This is a genomic window from Planotetraspora kaengkrachanensis (assembly GCF_016862895.1).
Taxonomy (GTDB): domain Bacteria; phylum Actinomycetota; class Actinomycetes; order Streptosporangiales; family Streptosporangiaceae; genus Planotetraspora; species Planotetraspora kaengkrachanensis.
This window is the reverse complement of record NZ_BONV01000001.1, coordinates 164,239-183,330: the sequence shown is the minus strand read 5'-3', so window position 1 is coordinate 183,330 and position 19,092 is coordinate 164,239. Positions and strand designations below refer to the sequence as shown.

Annotated in this window: 16 protein-coding genes; 13 read left to right on the top strand and 3 right to left on the bottom strand. The window is 71.3% G+C overall.

Translation table 11 applies throughout. The annotated features are described in order from the left end of the window. Positions 1–9: 9 nt before the first annotated feature. The 9 genes from murG (at position 10) to Pka01_RS00765 (ending at position 9,876) form a co-directional block, all read left to right on the top strand. Positions 10–1,089, top strand: a complete 1,080-nt coding sequence (gene murG, locus Pka01_RS00805) for an undecaprenyldiphospho-muramoylpentapeptide beta-N-acetylglucosaminyltransferase (protein ID WP_203880559.1) — start codon at positions 10–12, stop codon at positions 1,087–1,089. A 49-nt stretch (positions 1,090–1,138) separates the two neighbouring features. Beyond that, positions 1,139–2,536 (top strand): UDP-N-acetylmuramate--L-alanine ligase, encoded by a 1,398-nt coding sequence (murC, locus tag Pka01_RS00800; RefSeq protein ID WP_203880558.1) that lies wholly within the window; start codon positions 1,139–1,141, stop codon positions 2,534–2,536. Continuing rightward, a complete protein-coding gene (locus tag Pka01_RS00795) occupies positions 2,533–3,207 on the top strand; it encodes a cell division protein FtsQ/DivIB (RefSeq protein WP_239114609.1) in 675 nt (224 codons plus the stop codon). The genes murC and Pka01_RS00795 overlap by 4 nt, the downstream gene beginning before the upstream one ends. Before the next feature lie 222 nt (positions 3,208–3,429). Further along, complete coding sequence (gene ftsZ / locus Pka01_RS00790; RefSeq protein ID WP_203880557.1) at positions 3,430–4,854, top strand: cell division protein FtsZ; 1,425 nt, start codon at positions 3,430–3,432, stop codon at positions 4,852–4,854. A 12-nt stretch (positions 4,855–4,866) separates the two neighbouring features. Continuing rightward, a complete protein-coding gene (locus Pka01_RS00785) occupies positions 4,867–5,583 on the top strand; it encodes a YggS family pyridoxal phosphate-dependent enzyme (protein ID WP_203880556.1) in 717 nt (238 codons plus the stop codon). Positions 5,584–5,717: 134 nt separating this feature from the next. Beyond that, positions 5,718–6,245, top strand: coding sequence for a cell division protein SepF (locus Pka01_RS00780; protein ID WP_203880555.1), 528 nt, complete (start codon positions 5,718–5,720; stop codon positions 6,243–6,245). A gap of 82 nt (positions 6,246–6,327) precedes the next feature. After that, positions 6,328–6,615 (top strand): YggT family protein, encoded by a 288-nt coding sequence (locus Pka01_RS00775; protein ID WP_203880554.1) that lies wholly within the window; start codon positions 6,328–6,330, stop codon positions 6,613–6,615. A gap of 51 nt (positions 6,616–6,666) precedes the next feature. Further along, positions 6,667–7,533, top strand: coding sequence for a DivIVA domain-containing protein (locus Pka01_RS00770; protein WP_203880553.1), 867 nt, complete (start codon positions 6,667–6,669; stop codon positions 7,531–7,533). A 54-nt stretch (positions 7,534–7,587) separates the two neighbouring features. After that, positions 7,588–9,876, top strand: a complete 2,289-nt coding sequence (locus tag Pka01_RS00765; protein WP_203880552.1) for a hypothetical protein — start codon at positions 7,588–7,590, stop codon at positions 9,874–9,876. Positions 9,877–10,175: 299 nt separating this feature from the next. On the opposite strand, the gene ileS is transcribed toward Pka01_RS00765, so the two are convergent. Beyond that, positions 10,176–13,334 (bottom strand): isoleucine--tRNA ligase, encoded by a 3,159-nt coding sequence (gene ileS, locus Pka01_RS00760; protein ID WP_203880551.1) that lies wholly within the window; start codon positions 13,332–13,334, stop codon positions 10,176–10,178. A gap of 413 nt (positions 13,335–13,747) precedes the next feature. Here ileS and Pka01_RS00755 point away from each other — a divergent pair, with 413 nt between their 5' ends. From Pka01_RS00755 to Pka01_RS00740, 4 genes are all read left to right on the top strand, one after another. Further along, entirely contained in the window at positions 13,748–13,891 is a 144-nt protein-coding gene (locus tag Pka01_RS00755; protein WP_203880550.1) for a hypothetical protein, read from the top strand. Between the two features lie 95 nt (positions 13,892–13,986). Further along, on the top strand, positions 13,987–14,382 hold the full coding sequence (locus tag Pka01_RS00750; RefSeq protein WP_203880549.1) for a TraR/DksA family transcriptional regulator: 396 nt from the start codon (positions 13,987–13,989) through the stop codon (positions 14,380–14,382). Beyond that, positions 14,346–14,918: a signal peptidase II gene (gene lspA, locus Pka01_RS00745; protein WP_239114608.1), complete on the top strand. Its 573-nt coding sequence runs from the start codon at positions 14,346–14,348 to the stop codon at positions 14,916–14,918. The genes Pka01_RS00750 and lspA overlap by 37 nt, the downstream gene beginning before the upstream one ends. Then, positions 14,911–15,840 carry an RluA family pseudouridine synthase gene (locus tag Pka01_RS00740; protein ID WP_203880548.1) on the top strand — a complete coding sequence of 310 codons (930 nt, stop codon included), beginning with the start codon at positions 14,911–14,913 and terminating at the stop codon, positions 15,838–15,840. The genes lspA and Pka01_RS00740 overlap by 8 nt, the downstream gene beginning before the upstream one ends. A gap of 44 nt (positions 15,841–15,884) precedes the next feature. On the opposite strand, the gene Pka01_RS00735 is transcribed toward Pka01_RS00740, so the two are convergent. Both Pka01_RS00735 and Pka01_RS00730 read right to left on the bottom strand, forming a co-directional pair. Then, the gene (locus Pka01_RS00735; protein ID WP_203880547.1) at positions 15,885–17,264 is read right to left on the bottom strand and encodes a serine/threonine-protein kinase; all 1,380 of its coding nucleotides are present in this window, start codon (positions 17,262–17,264) and stop codon (positions 15,885–15,887) included. Between the two features lie 79 nt (positions 17,265–17,343). Next, positions 17,344–18,966: a serine/threonine-protein kinase gene (locus Pka01_RS00730; protein ID WP_203880546.1), complete on the bottom strand. Its 1,623-nt coding sequence runs from the start codon at positions 18,964–18,966 to the stop codon at positions 17,344–17,346. Between the last annotated feature and the right edge of the window lie 126 nt (positions 18,967–19,092).

The window sequence follows — 19,092 nt, the reverse complement described above, 5'->3', positions numbered from 1 at the left end:
AGGAGTGACATGAGGGTGGTCCTCGCCGGCGGCGGAACGGCCGGCCATATCGAGCCGGCACTCGCCCTGGCCGACGCGCTTCGCCAGCAGGACCCGGCGATCGGGATCACCTGCCTCGGAACGGAAAGAGGCCTGGAGACGAGGCTCGTCCCCGCCCGCGGCTACGAACTCGAACTGGTACCGGCCGTGCCCCTGCCGCGGTCGCTCACACCGAAGCTGCTCGCCGTCCCCGGCCGCCTCGCGGGCGCGATCAACACCGCCGCCGGAATCCTCGACCGGGTCAAGGCGGACGTGCTCGTCGGGTTCGGCGGGTATGTCGCGACGCCGGCCTACCTGGCCGCGCGCCGCCGGGGCATCCCGATCGTGGTGCACGAGGCCAACCCGCGGCCAGGGCTGGCCAACCGGCTGGGCGCGCGCATGACCGACAACGTCTTCACCGGCCATCCGGACACGGCGCTGCCCGGTGCGCAGTACGTCGGCATCCCGCTCCGGCGCGACGTCTCGACGATGGACCGCCTGTCCCTGGGGGACAAGGCGAGGTCCTACTTCGGGCTCGAGTCCGACCGGCCGACGCTGCTGGTCTTCGGCGGCTCCCAGGGCGCGCGCTCGCTCAACCACGCGGCCCTTGAGGCCGCGCCGTACCTGCGCCGGGCCGGCATCCAGGTGCTGCACGTGATCGGCCCGAAGAACACCGTCGAAGTGGAACCGCCCCCGGGGGATCCGCAGTACGTGATCCTGCCCTACGTCGACCGGATGGACTACGCCTACGCGGCGGCCGACCTCGCACTGTGCCGCAGCGGCGCGATGACCTGCGCGGAGCTGACCGCCGTCGGCCTGCCGGCCGCCTACATCCCGCTGCCGCACGGCAACGGCGAGCAGCGGCTCAACGCCGAGCCGATCGTCCGAGGCGGCGGCGGCATAATGATCGACGACGCGCAGCTGTCCGGCCGCTGGATCGTCGAGACCGTGCTTCCCATCCTGAACGACCCGGAGCGTGTCATGACCATGTCCGAGGCGGCGTCCCGCATGGGACGCAAGGACGCCGACGTGGCGCTCGCCCGCAAGGTGCTGGAGATCGCTTCCCGATGATCGTGTACATGAGTGCGACCCCGGCGGGACGGGGAGAGGTGAGCGGACGATGAGCCTCGTCAAGCTGGTGGAGCCCATCCCCGCGGCCGACCTCGGCCGCGTCCATTTCATCGGCATCGGCGGCGCCGGCATGTCGGGCATCGCCAGGATCCTGCTGAAGCGCGGGGTGCCGGTGTCGGGCAGCGACGCCCGCACCTCCGAGATGCTGAACGAGTTGCGCGAGCTCGGCGCCACCGTCCACGTCGGGCACGCCGCCTCCCACATCAGGGACGTCAACACGGTCGTGGTGTCCACCGCGATCCGGGACTCCAATCCCGAGCTGGGGGAGGCGCTGCGGCAGAACCTCCGGGTCATCCCGCGGGCCGCCGCCCTCGCCGCGGTCATGGCCGGCCGCAACGGCATCGCCGTCGCCGGCACGCACGGCAAGACCACCACCACCTCGATGCTGACGGTGGCGCTGCAGAAGTGCGGCGCCGACCCGTCGTACTGCGTGGGCGGCCAGCTGGTCACCACCGGCCTCGGCGCGGACGAGGGCGCGGGCGACGTCTTCGTGGCCGAGGCGGACGAGAGCGACGGGTCGTTCCTCATGCTCGCGCCGCGCATCGCGGTCGTGACGAACGTCGAGGCCGACCACCTCGACAACTACGGGGATCCGCAGGCCGTCTACGACAGCTTCGCCCGCTTCGTCGAGCGGGTCGGCTCGGTCCTGGTCCTGTGCGCGGACGATCCGGGCTCGGCGGACCTCGCGCCCATCGCGCGGGCACGCGGCCTCAGGGTCGTCACGTACGGCGAGGCAGCGAACGCCGACTACCGGACGGCCGACGTCGTGCCGCGCGGCCTGGGCGTGGAGTTCACCGTCGCCGGGCACGGCCACGTACGGCTCGCGGTCCCCGGGCGGCACAACGCGCTGAACGCGACCGCGGTCGTCGCCGTGGCACTGGAACTCGGCCTGCCGTTCGACGAGATCAGGGAGGGTCTCGCGACCTTCAGCGGAGCCAAGCGGCGGTTCGAGGCCAAGGGTGAGGCCCGCGGCGTCGCGGTGTTCGACAGCTACGCCCACCACCCGACGGAGCTGGCGGCCGATCTGCGCGCCGCACGCGACGTGGTGCGGGGCGACGGCCGGGTGATCGCGGTGTTCCAGCCGCACCTCTACTCGCGCACCAGGTTCTTCGCGACCGAGTTCGGCGAGGCACTGGCGCTGGCCGACGAGGTCGTCGTCCTGGACGTGTACGGCGCACGTGAGGACCCGGAGCCCGGCGTGTCCGGCGGCCTGGTCGCGGGCAAGGTGCCGCTGCCGTCCGAACGCGTCGCCTACGAGCCGGACCGCGAGGCCGTGCCCGCTCTCGTGGCGGAGCGGGCGCGTGCCGGCGACATCGTCCTGACGATGGGCGCGGGCGACGTGACCGAGCTCGGCCCGCGCATCGTCGCGGAGCTGGCCGCGCGGTGAGGCTCGCCACCCGGCGCACGGTCCTGGCCACCCTGCTCACCGGCGGGGTGGTGGGCGCCGCCACCTGGGTGGTGTTCTTCTCGCCGCTGCTCGGAGTGCGGTCGATCGAGGTCACCGGGGACGTCACCGTTCCCGCCGAACAGCTCAGACAGGCCGCGGGGGTGAAGCTCGGCACACCCCTCGCCACCGTCGACCTCGGGCTGGTCGAACAGCGCGTCCGAGCGGTCCGCGAGGTGGAGTCGGCCAAGGTCGACCGGGCCTGGCCGGGCACGTTGCAGGTCGCCGTCGTCGAGCGTACCGCCATCGCGGTCGCGATCCTCGGCCCGGGTAGGCAGGCGGTGCTCGACCGCTTCGGCGTGGTCCTGAAGGAGGTGGCCGTGGCCCCTCCCCGGCTGCCCGTGCTGAAGGTCCAGCGTCTCGCGGCGGACGACCCCTCGACCCGTTCGGCCCTCACCGTGCTGAGCGTGCTTCCCGAGGACGTGCTGAGCCGGGTCGGCCAGGTGCGCGCGCCGTCGCCGAAGTCGGTCACACTGCGGCTCATCGACGGCCGGACCGTCGTCTGGGGCGACGCCGGGCGCGCCGCGGAGAAGGGGCGCCTGCTGACGTCCCTGCTCACGAAGCCGGCGAACAGTTACGACATCAGCTCGCCCGAAGTGGTGACCGTGCGGTGACGCATCTCGCCCGCGGTTCGACGGTCCCACGGCCGAAAAGGACAGCGCGCGACACGCCGGACGGCTGTGCGGCGCGGTTAGTTGACCCTGAGGGAGGCGCAACCCTACTGTCCGTATCAATCTCAGGTTGACATAACTCTAAATCTCAACTTGAGGGTGAGAGTTAGAGAGAGCGCGGGCGCCGCCCGCACGAAACGTAAACGAGCGGAAAGGCCCCTCGTCGTGGCAGCACCGCAGAACTACCTCGCGGTCATCAAGGTCGTCGGAATCGGCGGCGGCGGAGTGAACGCCGTGAACCGGATGATCGAGGAGGGACTCAAGGGCGTCGAGTTCATCGCCATCAATACCGACGCCCAGGCGCTGCTGATGAGTGACGCCGATGTCAAGCTCGACGTCGGGCGTGAGCTCACCCGGGGTCTCGGCGCGGGGGCGAACCCGGACGTCGGGCGCAAGGCCGCCGAGGACCACCGCGAGGAGATCGAGGAGGTCCTCAAGGGCGCCGACATGGTCTTCGTCACCGCGGGCGAGGGCGGCGGCACCGGCACCGGCGGCGCGCCGGTCGTGGCCAGCATCGCCCGATCGCTGGGCGCCCTGACCATAGGCGTGGTCACCCGGCCGTTCAGCTTCGAGGGCAAGCGCCGGGCCATGCAGGCCGAGGCCGGCATCGAGACCCTCCGCGAGGAGGTCGACACGCTGATCGTCATTCCGAACGACCGGCTCCTGTCGATCTCCGACCGTCAGGTCAGCGTGCTCGACGCCTTCAAGGCCGCCGACCAGGTGCTCCTGTCCGGTGTCCAGGGCATAACCGATCTGATCACCACCCCCGGACTGATCAACCTGGACTTCGCCGACGTGAAGTCGGTCATGTCCGGCGCGGGTTCCGCGCTCATGGGCATCGGCCACGCCAGGGGTGACGACCGCTCCGTCGCGGCCGCCGAGATGGCGGTCTCCAGCCCGCTGCTCGAGGCGAGCATCGACGGCGCGCACGGCGTGCTCCTGTCGATCGCCGGCGGCTCCGACCTCGGTCTCTTCGAGATCAACGAGGCGGCTCAGCTGGTGTCGAACGCGGCGGCGACCGACGCCAACATCATCTTCGGCACGGTCATCGACGACGCGCTCGGCGACGAGGTCCGGGTGACCGTCATCGCGGCCGGCTTCGACGAACCGGTCGCGGACAAGCCGGCGGCCTCGCCGCTGTCACGGCCCCAGCAGAGCAGGCCGGCGGCTCCTGCGCCCTCGTCGCGGCCCGCGCCCGCTCCTGCTCCGGCGCCGGCCAAGCCCGAGCTCCGCTCCGAGCCGACCGCCTCGCGGCCGGTGACCGGCGCCACTTCGGCTCCCGCTCCGTCGCAGGCTCCGCCCACGACGGCTTCCACGGGTCCCGCTCCCGCTCAGCCCGCCGGCCCGCCGGCCGCTCCCGCGACCCCGCCTGCCGCGGCGTCCGAGAGCGCGGCGCAGTTCGGCCGGGAGGGCTCAGAAGGCGCGGCGCGCACCGAGCAGGGGAGCGGCTCGGGACCGTTGTCGATCCCGCGGCCCACGCCCGAGCCGCCCACTCCCATCACCTCGCGCGTCACCCAGCCGGCCCCGCGCCGTCCCGTGGTGTTCGAGGAGCAGGAAGAGGAGCTCGACGTGCCGGACTTCCTGAAGTGAGCTCCGTACCACGTGGATGACGCACGACGCGACGAGATCGCGGCGGGCCTGGCGGAAGTCGAACAGCGGGTCGAACAGGCCTGCAGTGCGGCCGGTCGGGCCCGCTCGGAGATCACGATCATCGCGGTGACCAAGACCTACCCCGCCTCGGACGTGCGGGTGCTCGCCGGGCTCGGAGTGGCCGACATCGGCGAGAACCGGGACCAGGAGGCGGCGGGCAAGGCCGCCGAATGCAGTGATCTCGGTCTCACCTGGCACTTCATCGGTCAGTTACAGACCAACAAGGTTCGCTCGGTCGTCTCCTACGCGGACGTCGTCCACTCGGTCGACCGTTCCCGGCTGGTTGACGCCCTGAGCAGAGAGGCCGTACGGCAGGAACGCCAGGTCGACTGCCTCATCCAGGTCGCACTGGGCGGCGGGGAAGGCGGCGGTCCCGGCGCACGGGGCGGGGTGACACCGGCCGAGGTGCTGCCTCTCGCCGAGGCCGTGACCAGGGCGGACGCCCTCACGTTGCGGGGCGTCATGGCGGTCGCGCCGCTCGGGGGGGACCCGGGGGAAGCCTTTGCCCGGCTTTACTCGGTGGCGCAGGCCGTACAGAAGGAACACCCGACGGCAGACGTCATTTCCGCGGGAATGAGCGGAGATATGGCCCAAGCGATAGCGAACGGCGCGACACACCTGCGTGTCGGTACGGCGTTGCTCGGTCGTCGGAAGCCCTTCGTCAGGTAATGTCCCCCAAGTGGACCTTGGTGTCCGCGACAGGTAGAGGTCGACCAGCGGTGAGCTCCACGGGGGGTACGCCTACCGCCCTGGCCTTCCCATAGGGACCCTGAAGGCACCAGTAACGCGGAGGACGACGAGCGATGGCCGGCGCGATGCGCAAGATGGCGGTCTACCTCGGTCTCGTGGAGGACGACCACTACGACGACAGGTACCGGACCGAGTACGGCGGCGACGAGGAATACGGCGACGAGTACGACCTGCAGCGGCGCGGCTTCGCAGGTGGTCCGGCGGCGACCCACCAGGCGCCCCACGAGCATGACGAGGACGGCGAGACGGTCGTGCCGGGCACCCGGCCTCCCACGGCGGTGCTCGAGCGTCGTACGACCGATCTGGCGCGGATCACGACTCTCCACCCTCGCACGTACAACGAGGCGCGCACCATCGGCGAGCACTTCCGTGAGGGCACGCCGGTCATCATGAACCTGACCGAGATGGTCGACAGTGACGCCAAGCGCCTTGTCGATTTCGCGGCAGGTCTCGTCTTTGGCCTACACGGCAGCATCGAACGTGTTACCAACAAGGTGTTCCTGTTGTCCCCCGCCAATGTTGAGGTGACCGCCGAGGACAAGGCCCGAATCGCGGAACGCGGCTTCTTCAACCAGAGCTAGAGTTCCATCATGAACAGTGACCGGCTGAGCGGTGCCCACTGGGACCGGATGCGGCGGAACCAGAGGGAGGCGGGGCTGGACCGTGGGGATCATTAGCGAGATCTTGTCCATCGCCCTCACTCTCTACCTGATTCTGCTGATCGGCAGAATGATCTTTGAGACGGTGCAGGCTTTCGCCCGCTCCTGGCGGCCTTCCGGGGTCGTTCTGGTGCTGGCGGAGGCGATCTACACGGTCACCGACCCTCCTCTCAAATTCCTCCGCCGTTTCATTCCGCCCCTCAGGTTGGGTACGGTGGCCTTTGACCTGAGCTTCACTGTGCTGTTCATTGTGGTTTTGGTCTTGATCCAAGTCGTGAACGCGCTTCGTTGATCGGGTACCGTCCCCGCGGACAAGACTCCGAGCGCGCCAAGGAGACCCAAAATGCCGTTGACGCCCGCTGATGTGCGGAACAAGCAGTTCAGTACCACCCGGCTACGGCCGGGGTACGACGAGGAGGAGGTTGACGCTTTCCTCGATGAGGTGGAGGCCGAGCTCGACCGCCTCATTCAGGAGAACGAGGAGCTCCGTGCGAAGCTGGCCGAGTGCCTGAGGGGCAAGGTCCCCGGTGGCATGGGCATGGGCATGGGTGGCCCCATGCAGATGGCGGCCCCCATCGCCGAGCCCAAGCCGGAGATGATGATCCCTCAGCCTGAGCCGATCAAGCCCCCGGAGCCCGCCCGTCCCGAGCCCGTCCCCGTCGGCATGGGCCTGCCGCCCGCCGAGGACAACATGGACACCGCTGCCCGTGTCCTCGCCCTCGCGCAGCAGACCGCCGACCAGGCCATCGCCGACGCCCGCCGTGAGGCGGACGAGACGGTGACCCGCGCCCGCCGCGAGGCCGACGACATCCTCGGCAAGGCACGCCGCCAGGCCGAGCAGATCATCGGCGACGCCCGCGCCCGCGCCGAGACGCTCGAGCGCGACGCGCAGGAGCGGCACCGCCAGGCCATGGGCTCGCTGGTGCAGACCCGCGACGAGCTCGAGCGCAAGGTCGAGGAGCTGCGCAGCTTCGAACGCGAGTACCGCAGCCGCTTGAAGCTCTACCTGGAGAACCAGCTCGCGGAGCTCAATGTCGCGGCCGAGGGCAGTGGCGGCTTCCCCATGGTGGGCGGAGCACCGGCGATGGCGCACGCCGTCGCTCCGGGACCCCAGCCCATGCAGGCGGCTCCCAACCCGTTCGGCCAGGAGGCACCGCAGCACACGGGTGCGTTCCCCGGGCCTGACGGGCAGCACACCGACCGCAGGTAGGCCGCGGGGTCACCCCCCTCGCCACTCGCGACCCGCAAGCTCGGAGAACCCCCTGTGATCCTGTTCAGCGCCGCTTTGGCGTTCGCCATCGCCGCCCTCCTCATCCTCATCGCGGGGTGGGCAATGGCGAAGGTGTACCTGGTGATGTGGTCGATGGTGATCGCGGTTCTGGCCGCCGTCTGCCTGCTCATCGGTGCACTGCTGAAGCGTCATCTGCTGTTCCCCGCCGGTGGGCGCGCCGCTGACGGACCGGATCTCACCCCCCAGGGTTCCTCCGGCGCCCAAGAGCTCGCGCATGCCGGAGCCACCGCTGTCAGCGGGGCGCCGGGACACCCGGTGGCCGTGCCGCTGCCGCCGGGAGCACATCACGGGGCGTTGCCACCGGCGCCCTACTCGCCCCGCCGCGCCGACGCGACCGCCTCCCACAGGCGTCCGCCGGCTCAGCCAGGTCGCCCGCCAGGTCCCGAGGACATCGTGCTGGTCGTCCCGGGGCGCAGGCGTTTCCATCTGGCGACCTGCCGCCAGCTCATGGGGCGGGAGATCGAGGAACTGACCTACGAAGAAGCCCGCGAGGAGGGCTTCAGTCCCTGCACCACCTGCCTGCCCGAGCTGTCCGCCCGCGCCGCGGACGACCCGGCGCAGCCCAGGCCGAGCCGTCGGACGGGCCCGCGTGGAGAGGCGGAGTCCACCCGCCCGACGGGCACGACGGGTGACAGGGACCGGAAAGACCGCAGGACCGGCGAGGACCGCGCGTCGGCCGACACCACAGTCGCCGTCAGCCGTCCCGCTGACGCCAAGGACGCCGCCTCGGCCATGGGTGCCGCGACCGCCGGCTTCGCCGCCGGAGCGGACGCCGCCAGGCGGACGAGCGGCTCCGACCAGTCCCGCGCCGAACAGGCTCGGACGGCACAGCCGCAGCCGGACAAGGACAGGCAAGGGCAGTCCGCGCCGGAGAAGACCCGGCCCGAGCAGTCGCCGCAGGAGAAGTCCAGGACGGAGCAGTCCAGGGCTGAGTCCGCCACCTCGGGCACGAGTGCTTCCGGGTCGGGCGGATCCGACTCGGCGCAGCTCGACTGGTTCCAGCGCAACATGTTGCCCCCCACACAGACCACGCCGTCCGCGTCCACGAAGCCCGCGCAGTCCGACGCGCGGCCCGCGCCTTCGCAGGAGAAGACGGCGAGCACGCCGGCGGCGCCTGAGCCGAGCACCGGCGACTGGTTCAGCGCGGCGAGGACGAAGCCCGCCGCGGCCCGGCCAGAATCCTCCCCGTCCGCCTCCGGCCGCGCGGACAACGCCTCCACGGCGGAGCCGGACGGCGACGCGACCACCAAGGGCGCCGAGACCGCCGGCGGCCCGCGGGCGAGGACCACCGAGCCGGAGAGCACGCAGAAGGGCGCCACGCCACAACCGAGCGCGAAGGCGCCGGGCGCGGAGCCGAATAGCCCGGAGGCCAAGAGCGCCGAGGCCAAGTCCGCCGAGGCCAAGTCCGCCGAGGCCAAGTCCGCCGACGCGAAGAAGGTCGAGCCTGAGAGCACGACCGGCCAGAAGAGCGCCGAGCGCGAGACCACCCGGTCCCAGAGCGGTACGGCCACGGAAGCTTCCACGAGCAGTGGGAAGTCCCGATCCGGCACGACCGGATCCGACGTGAGCGGGAACGCCGACACGGAGCAGGAGACGGCGGCGGAGATCACGCAGCCCGGGCGCGCCGGGTTCCAGCCCGTCCCCGCGTCAGCCGGCACCGCCCCCGGTTCGGCTTCCAAGGGATCCTCCGGCGCGACGGCCTCTTCCACTGGGTCTTCGTCCGCCACCGGGTCGTCCAAGACGTCCGGGCCCACCGCGGGAGCGGGATCCGCGTCCGATTCCGCACGGCCTGAGATGGACGGCCCGGCCCGCACGTCCGATGCCGGGAACGGCGCAGAAGCCTCGGCGAAGGCCGGAGCAGGGAAACCGGCCGAGAACGCGTCCGCCGGCCCGGCCAAGGAGCCCGGCAAGGACACGGCCAAAGAGCCCGGCAAGGACAGCGGCAGGGCGACCGGTGCGGGCACCGCCAAGGACACGGCCGTGGGCGAGAAGGAGCCGCGCAAGGCGGACTCACGCGACTCCCGTCCCGCGGAGCCGGAAGAGGACGACGGCGAGAGCACCAACACCTTCGCCGCCATCCGCACGGAAGCCCCACGACGCCTTCCGTCGGCGTCGGTGAAGGTGATGATCGGCACGCGCCGCTACCACGGCTCGCAGTGCCCTCTCATCAAGGGCATCGACGACGACAGCATCGAGGTCATGAGCAGGGAGGACGCCGAGAAGGCGGGCCTCACGCGCTGCTCGGTCTGCCAGGCCCGATAGCCGCGGGCGCACCGCGGGCACGCGGTGTGGCCTGGACCTCCCTCGCGCCGAGCCGCGAGATCCGGTTCGCCGGCGGCGCCCACGCGTCCCCGTCGGCGTAAGTGCCTTCATCCGCCGGGCCGGCAGGCACGGCGGTCCGACGTCGTCCGTCAGAGCGCTGAACAGGATGTGGTCCGTCAGAGCGCTGAACGGGATCCTGACCCCGCCCGCGCCGCAGGAACCCTGACGGCCGAAGAGCGGGGATTCCCCCTGGGCGGCACACGGGCGCGCCGCCCAGGGGTGCGATGATCAGATGTGGATCACGCCTTGCGGAGCTGGAAGGACAGGCCGAGATCGGTGTCCTCGTGCCGGGGCAGATCCTCGGAGGAGCCGCCCTCGGTGAGGTTCGTCGCGAGGACCTCCTCGGCCAGGGTTCCGCCGCTCTCGCGCAGCGCCGTCGCCAGGTCGCCGTCGGCCGACCACCACAGCTCGATCCGGTCGGTGATCGACAGCCCGGTGGCCTTGCGCCCCTCCTGGACGAGCCGGATGACCTCGCGGACCAGGCCCGCGCGGCGCAGCTCGTCGGTGATCGCCAGGTCCAGCGCGACGGTCTCACCGGTTCCCGTGTCGACCGCGCCGGTCTCGACGGCCCAGCCGGTCTTCGGCTGCTCCGTGATGATCACGTCGTCCGGCCCGAGCTCGACCGTGCCCAGCTCTCCCGCCTCGACGGTGGCGGGCGCCCCCGAACGTACGGCCTGAGCCAGCGCGGCCGGGTCGGCGGACCCGACGGCGGCGGCGACCAGCTTGGTCTGCGACCCGAAACGCTTGCCGAGGGCACGGAAGTTCGGCTTCACGGTGAAGGTCACCAGATCGGCTGAGAAGCCGGACATGTCCTCCAGGCTCTGCACGTTCAGCTCGTCGGCGATCAGCTCGCGCAGCTCGCCGGGGAGCGTCGCCCAGCCGGGCGCGCCGATCAGCGCCCGGCCGAGCGGCTGACGGGTCTTGACCGACGACGACACGCGGGCCGAGCGGCCCAGCTCGACGAGGCGCCGGACGAGTGCCATCCGCTCGGACAGCACCGGGTCGACCAGCGAGGCGTCCACCTCGGGCCAGCTCGTGAGGTGGACCGACGGCGGGGCGTCGGGACCGCGGAGCACGTCCCACAGGTAGTCGGTGAGGAAGGGGACCAGCGGCGCCATCAACCGGGTCACGGTCTCCAGGCACTCGTAGAGCGTGGCGAACGCCGACTCCTCGCCCGACCAGAACCGGCGGCGCGAGCGGCGGACGTACCAGTTCGACAGGTCGTCGAGGAAGTCCGTCAGCCGGCGCCCGGCCCGGGCGGTGTCGAACTCGTCGAGCGACGAGGTGACGTCGGCGACCGTGCGGTGCAGCTCGGACAGGGCCCACCGGTCGATCAGCGGGCGCTCACCGCGCGGCGGCGCCGAGGCGAGCCGGTCCGGCGACCACGACTCCGCGTTGGCGTAGAGCGTGAAGAACGACGCGGTGTTCCAGTAGGTGAGCAGGACCTTCCGGACGATCTCCTCCAGCGCGGCGTGGCTGATCCGGCGGGGCGCCCACGGCGAGCCCGAGGTGGCCATGTACCACCGGAGGGAGTCGGCCCCGTGCTCGTCCATCAGCGGCATCGGCTGCAGGACGTTGCCCAGGTGCTTGCTCATCTTGCGCCCGTCCTCGGCGAGGATCAGGCCGAGGCACAGCACGTTCTCGTACGACGAGCGGTCGAAGACCAGGCTCCCGACCGTCATCATCGAATAGAACCACCCACGGGTCTGGTCGATGGCCTCGCAGATGAACTGGCCGGGGTAGGACGCCTCGAAGACGTCCTTGTTGACGTGCGGAGCACCCCACTGGGCGAACGGCATGGCGCCCGAGTCGTACCAGACGTCGATGACGTCGGGCACCCGGCGCGCCTCGGCCTGGCAGGAGGGGCAGGGGAAGGTCACGTCGTCGACGTACGGCCGGTGCGGGTCGAGCGCGGACAGCTCGCGGCCCGCGAGCTCCCCGAGCTCCTTGAGCGAGCCGACGGCGGTGACGTGGGAGTCGTCCTCGGAGCAGACCCACAGCGGCAGCGGCGTGCCCCAGTAGCGCGAGCGGGACAGCGCCCAGTCGACGTTGTTGCGGAGCCACTCGCCGTAACGGCCGTTCTTGATCGTCTCGGGGAACCAGTTGGTCCGCTCGTTCTCGGCGAGCAGGCGCTCCTTGATCTCGGTGGTCCGGATGTACCAGGACGGGAGCGCGTAGTAGAGCAGCGGCGTGTGGCAGCGCCAGCAGTGCGGGTAGCTGTGCTCGAAGTGGTCGCCCCAGAACAGCAGGCCGCGGCTGCGCAGGGCCTCGGTGAGGTGCTCGTCGGCGTCCTTGAAGAACATGCCGCCGACGAACGGCACGTCGGGCAGGAACCGCCCGTCGGGCCCGATGGGGTTGACCACGGGCATGCCGTACCGCTTGCAGACGGTCATGTCGTCGGCGCCGAACGCGGGGGCCTGGTGGACCAGGCCGGTGCCGTCCTCGACGGTCACGTAGTCGCCCAGCACGACGTAGTGCGCCCCGGGGATCTCCACGAAGTCGAAGGGACGGGAGTAGGGGGTGTGCTCCAGCTCGGTTCCCGTGAACGTGGCGAGCACCTCGACGTCCTCACCGAGCACCTTGGTCATCAGCGGCTCGGCGATGACCAGCACCTCGTCGCCGCGCCGGGCCGCGACGTAGGTCACGTCCGGGTGCACGGCCACCGCGGTGTTGGACACCAGGGTCCACGGGGTCGTGGTCCAGATCAGCAGCGAGGCGCCGAGGTCGGCCAGGGGGCCGGAGGTGACGGGCATCCGCACGTAGACCGACGGGCTGGAGACGGTCTCGTAGCCGCCCGGCTGGCCCAGCTCGTGATCCGACAGCCCGGTGCCGCACCGCGGGCAGTAGGGCGTGATCCGGAAGTCGCGGAACAGCAGGCCCTTGTCCCAGATGGTCTTGAGCGACCACCAGACGGCCTCGACGTACTGCGGGTCCATCGTGCGGTAGGCCTGGGACATGTCGACCCAGTAGCCCATCCGCTCGGTCATCTCCTCGAAGGCGTCGACGTGCCGGAGCACCGACTCGCGGCAGCGGTCGTTGAACGCCGCGATGCCGTACTGCTCGATCTGGGGCTTGCCGGAGAGACCGAGCTCCTTCTCGACGGCCACCTCGACGGGCAGGCCGTGGCAGTCCCAGCCGGCCTTGCGGGGGACGTGGTAGCCGCGCATGGACTTGTACCGGGGGAAGACGTCCTTGAACACGCGGGCCTCGACGTGGTGGACGCCCGGCATGCCGTTCGCCGTGGGCGGGCCCTCATAGAAGATCCAGGAGGGGCCGTCCGCGTTCTGCTCGAGGGACCGCTCGAAGATCTTCCCGTCCCGCCAGCGTTCGAGGACCTCGTGCTCGAGGGCGGGCAGATCGACCTGCCCGGGAAGGGAGCGGAAGTGATTGGCGGACATCGTCGGGCGGAACCTCCACGCATCGCTGGGATCGGCGTGAAGGGACGAAGCCGGCGACGGCTCCGCGGTACCACCCTTCTTGACGCCCGCTGAGGGACGCCCACTTCTTTCGTTTCCGCTGCCGGTTCTACTCGGCCGGATGGGCCTTTCTTCCGGCGGCTCCGGGGTGATCTTCTCTCCGCGGCCCGCCCCGGGCTCACACCGTCCCCGGGTCGCTCATGCGAGTGGATGCGGAGGTACTCGTCCCCATCGACGCCTTTGCAGACTTAGACGATAACGCAGACCGGGCGCAAGGGCTTCCCGATAATGCGTGCCGGTGGAACCCGGCGGTCACGGGCGGAACAATACCGAGGGGTGGCGATGTTGTCACGGTGAGTGCCCTACGTCGACGGAGGGACGACGGGGGCGGCCCGATGGGCCGTCGTCTCCGTTCCGCCGTACAGCAGGGCGCTTACGTCTTGTCCCGGGTCGTCGCGATCCGCGGCCAGACGGTCGACATCCAGGGGGGGGACGAGGAGGAACAGGCCGAAGGTGCCGCCCGGCTCCGGGCGGGGTAAAACCGTCGGCGAGTCGTTTGCCGGGCTGATATCCGCGACCTATGCTGCCCGGACGCTCATATGTTGATCATCGTTCCTGACTAATGGGAGGCCTCATGGCCACGCGCGCGGCCAGAACCGCTACCAGCGAAGACACCTGGTCCGGCGAAGAGCTCGCCGAGGTCCGCACCCGGCTGCAGCATGAGATCGAGGAGCTCGGCGCCGACATCGCACGCGCCGAGGCCGATCTCGCGCAGGGAGACGCCAGCGAGGGGGCGGGGGACGATCCGGCCGACGCCGGGGCCAAGACCTATGAGCGCGAGCGTGAGATCGCCCTTACCCTGAATGCGCGCGACCTGCTCGCGCAGAACGAGCGGGCGATCGCCCGCGTCGACGCAGGGACTTATGGAGAGTGCGAATCGTGCCACAAGCCGATCGGGAAGGAACGTCTGCGAGCGTTCCCGAGGGCGACGCTGTGCGTAGCGTGCAAGACCCGGGAGGAGCGCCGCTGAGCGATGGAGCCGACACACGGCCCGTTCGCGGACGGAGGATCGCCCTCCTGGTCGTGGTCGCGGCGGTCGTGTACGCGCTCGACGTGGTGAGCAAGCTGCTCGTGGTCCAGTTCCTCGAGCACAAGGAGCCGACGACCGTCATTCCCGGCGTGCTGGTCCTGAACGTGATCCGCAATCCCGGTGCCGCGTTCAGCATCGGCACCGGGATGACGATCATCTTCACCGTGATCGCCGTCGGCGTGGTCGTCGCCATCCTGCGGACGGCCCGGCAGCTCAGGAGCCTCCCCTGGGCGATCACGCTGGGCCTCCTGCTGGGCGGCGCGGTGGGCAACCTGACGGACCGGATCTTCCGGTCGCCCGCCCCGCTGCAGGGGCACGTGGTGGACTTCCTCCAGGCGTTCCCCGTGACGGGGTTCCCCGTGTTCAATCTCGCCGACTCCGCCATCGTCTGCGGTGGAATCCTCGCGGTCTTCCTGGCGTGGCGCGGCTACCAGATCGACGGGTCGCGCCAGACGGGGGAGACCACCGATGGGTGACCAGCGCAGCCTGCCCGTCCCGGACGGGCTGGAGGGCGAGCGGCTCGACGCCGCCCTGGCCCGGCTGTTCGGCTTCTCCCGCACCCGTGCGGCCGAGCTGATCGCGTCCGGTGAGGTCCTGGTGGACGGCACCGTGCCGGCGAAGTCCGACCGGGTGCACGCGGGCGCCTGGCTGGACGTGACGATCCCGCCGCCCCCGGCCGTGCCGATGCCGGTCGCGGAACCGGTGCCGGGCATGGCGATCATCTATGAGGACGACGACATCGTCGTGGTGAACAAGCCGATCGGCGTGGCCGCCCATCCGACCGTCGGCTGGACCGGCCCGACCGTGCTCGGCGGTCTGCTCGGCACCGGCCACCGCGTCTCCACCAGCGGCGCGTCGGAGCGCCAGGGCATCGTCCACCGGCTCGACGCGAACACCACGGGCGCGATGGTGGTGGCCAAGAGCGAGGCGGCGTACACCCACCTCAAGCGGGCCTTCAAGGAGCGGACGGTCGACAAGCGCTACCACGCGCTGGTCCAGGGCCACATGGACCCGCTCCGGGGGACCGTCGACGCGCCGATCGACCGGCACCCCTCCGGGGACGGCCGCTTCGCCGTCGTCGCGGGCGGCAAGGACTCGGTCACGCACTACGACACCGTCGAGGCCTTCCGATCGGCGTCGCTGCTCGACATCAAGCTGGAGACCGGCAGGACCCACCAGATCCGGGTCCACATGTCCGCGCTCCGCCACCCCTGCGTCGGCGATCTCATGTACGGCGCGGACCCCACGCTGGCCGCCCGGCTGGGCCTGTCGCGGCAGTGGCTGCACGCCGTTTCCCTGGCCTTCGAGCATCCGGCCACGGGGGAGTGGGTCTCGTTCACCAGCGACTACCCGGAGGACCTCGCGAGGGCCCTGCGCATCGTCGGCGACGAGAGCTAGCCGAGGGCCCGCCGGCCCGCGGCCGCACAGCGGGGTGACGCGGGCTAGGGTTCCTGGCCCCCGCCGCCGTCGTGCCGGTTCCAGTAGGGGTCGCCGTAGCCGTTCCCGTAGCCGCCCCGGCCCGGGCCCGCACCGTCGCCGCGCCCCTGCCCGTCGTCCCGGGGCCTCGGCTGCGCCTTGGGCGTGGAGACGGAGGGCGCCCGGGTGACCGCCGGAGTGCGGCTCGCCCGCGCGGCGGGGCCGCCGGACCGCGTGCCGGCGTTCGTCATCGACTCCGCCGCCTCCTGCTTGTCGTCCGGCCGGGGCTGTGCCGTACGGGTGGTGAACACGGTCACGGTGGGCCGGCTGACGGGGGTGGCCCCCGTGCCCGGATCCCGTGCGGTGACATAGGCGACGCCGCCCGCCGCCGCCCCCGCGACGGCGATCATGGAAGCGGCGACCACGGCGAACGCCCAGGGCACGCGCCGGGAGCGAGGCCGGGGAGGCCGCGGCGGCCGGGTGGGCTGAGCCGCCTGCCGTCCCGCGGCCTTGCGGTGCGAGCGCGCGGGGGCAGCGGTGCGCGGCCTCGGGTCGGGTTGGCCGCCGGTACCCGCGGCGGGGTGTTCGGCCACGGCGCGCAGCAGCGGACCGGCCTGTACGGCCGTCATCCGCTGGGCGGGGTCCTTGGTCAGCAGTCCGGTGATGATCGGGGTGAGCGGACCCGCGTTCGGCATGGGCCCCGGCTCCTCGTAGGTGACGGCCGCGAGTGTCGCGAGCGCGTGACCACGCTGGAAAGGGGAGCGGCCCTCGACGGCCAGGAACAGCGTCACGCCGAGCGACCACAGATCCGACGCCCGGCGGGCCGTGGCCCCGCTCGCGCGCTCCGGGGCCATGAAGGCGGGGGTGCCGATGAGGATGCCGGTGCGCGTCACGGGGGAGTCGTCCTCCAGCGCCGCGATCCCGAAGTCGGTCAGCACCGCGCGGCCGTCGTGCGCGATCAGCACGTTCTCGGGTTTGACGTCCCGGTGGAGCACGCCCGCGGCATGGGCGGCGCTGAGGGCGGCGAGCACCTGGGAACCGATCTCCGCCACGCGCCGAGGAGGAAGCGGGCCCTCTGCCCGGACGATGGAGCCGAGCGTGCGGGAGGGGACGAGCTCGAGGACGATCCAGAGGCGGTCGTCCTCCTCGAAGACGTCGTAGACGGTGGCCACACCCGGATGGCTGAGCCGTCCCGCGGCCCGCGCCTCCCGGAAGGTCCGCGTGGTGAACGCCTCCCTGTCCGGATCGGACATTCCGACCGAGGCGGTGAGCTCCTTGACGGCGACCTCGCGGCGGAGCACCTCGTCGAGGGCGCGCCAGACGGTCCCCATACCGCCACGTCCGAGAGGCTCGATCAGCCGGTAACGCCCGGCGATCACTCGATCGGAGGTCTGCGCATCAGCCATTGCCCGTGGCGCTGCCCTTCTCGAACGCGCACAGGCCGCCGAACCATGCGGTTGCTCCCGCGATCAGACGCGTCTACATCTACTCATTTGACATGAATGTGGTCAAGAATACCCGAAAATAGGACATAGTGGTCGTCCATGTTCGATCGGTCGTCTGCCAGTAAAGAGCGGCGAACCTGCCGTCGGGCAGGCGGAAGGCGTGGTCGAGCACCCGCACCCGGCCGTACGACGGGGTGTAGGTGAACTCCCACTCGGCGGCGGGCGTACCGCCCTCTCGTACGGGCCCGAGCCTGATGCGCTTGTAGCCGGGAAGGAGTCCCTTCTTACGCGCGGTGACCTCGACGTCGGTGAGTGCCTCGACGGGATCGGCCGCCGTCCATTTCGTGAGGTCGACCAGCAGATAGCCGGACCTGCTCGAGTCGTGGAAGCTCACGCGCGTCGCCTGCCGGTCGAAGGCGCTCCAGCCCTTGGGCAGCGCGACGGAGAAGCCCAGCGGGTCCACATGTGTGGTCCAGCCCTCGGGCGCCGTGCCGGGCCCGGCCGCGGAGGCAGCCGGGGACGGCACCGTGGGGGCGGTCGCGGACGCCACGGGACCCGAGGCCGAGCCGGTGGCGGTGTCGCCGCCGAGGCGGCGGTAGCCGTACCAGCCGCCGGTCGCCAGCACGGCGCAGAGCAGTCCTGCCACCGCCACGCGCGCCGGGCTCGCCGCACGCCGGTGCGCACGCGGGCCCCGGCGCGCCGCGCGCCGCTCGGGAGCCAGAACCGACGTCGCGCCGGGCGGCGGTGCGGCGCCGTTCCCGGTGGCCTGGCCCGACCGGGCGCCGATTCCGGTGGACGAGCCTGATCGGGCCCGGGCGTGGGCTCCTGGGCCGGACCGGGCGCCGGCGTCGTCCGCACCCGCCGCGGCCTTGAGGAGCCTTTCCGCGGTCCCGGCCGCCATCCGCCGGGCGGGCTCCTTGACCAGCAGGCCCTCGATGACCGGGGTGAGGGGGCCGGCGTGCCGGGGCGGATCGGGCTCCGTGTGGATGACGGCCGCCATCGTCGCGATCGCCGAGTCGCGCTCGAACGGCGGTCTGCCTTCGACCGCCGTGTAGATCGTCGCGCCCAGCGACCACAGGTCGGACTCGCGCGTGGCGGGCCGCCCGTTGAGCCGTTCGGGCGGCAGGAACGCCGGAGTCCCCGACACCATGCCCGTGGAGGTGAACCCGGTCTCGTCCGGCATGGTGGCGATTCCGAAGTCGGTGAGCACCGCACTGCCGTCCGGCCGGAGCAGGACGTTCTCCGGTTTGACGTCCCGGTGGAGGATCCCTGCGGCGTGCGCCGCGCGGAGCGCGCCCAGCACCTGGAGGCCGATGGCCGCGACCCGCCGGGGCGGCAGCGGGCCGTCCTCGAGCAGAACCGAGCCGAGTGACCGCGCCTGGACGAACTGCATGACGATCCAGGGCCGGCCGTCCTCCTCGATCACGTCGTGGACGACGACCACGCTGGAGTGGGACAGGCGGCCGGCCGCCCGGGCCTCGCGGATGGTCCGCCGGTTGAACTCCTCGCGCTCCTCGTCGGTAACCGCGCGGTTCAGCACCTCCTTGACCGCCACCGTGCGGTCGAGCACCTCGTCGTGGGCGCGCCAGACGATCCCCATGCCGCCGCGGCCGACGGCTTCGAGCAGGCGATACCTGCCCGCGATGCGACGCCCCTCGTTCACCTGACCCCTTCCGAAAACTCCTGAATCGTCCCACAGAGTCTGCGGACGGGCCGGAATGGGCGCTCGATCATGCCCGAAAACCGCACATCTCGTGCTGTCACTTTGTTAAGTAGTGACCCTCTTGCC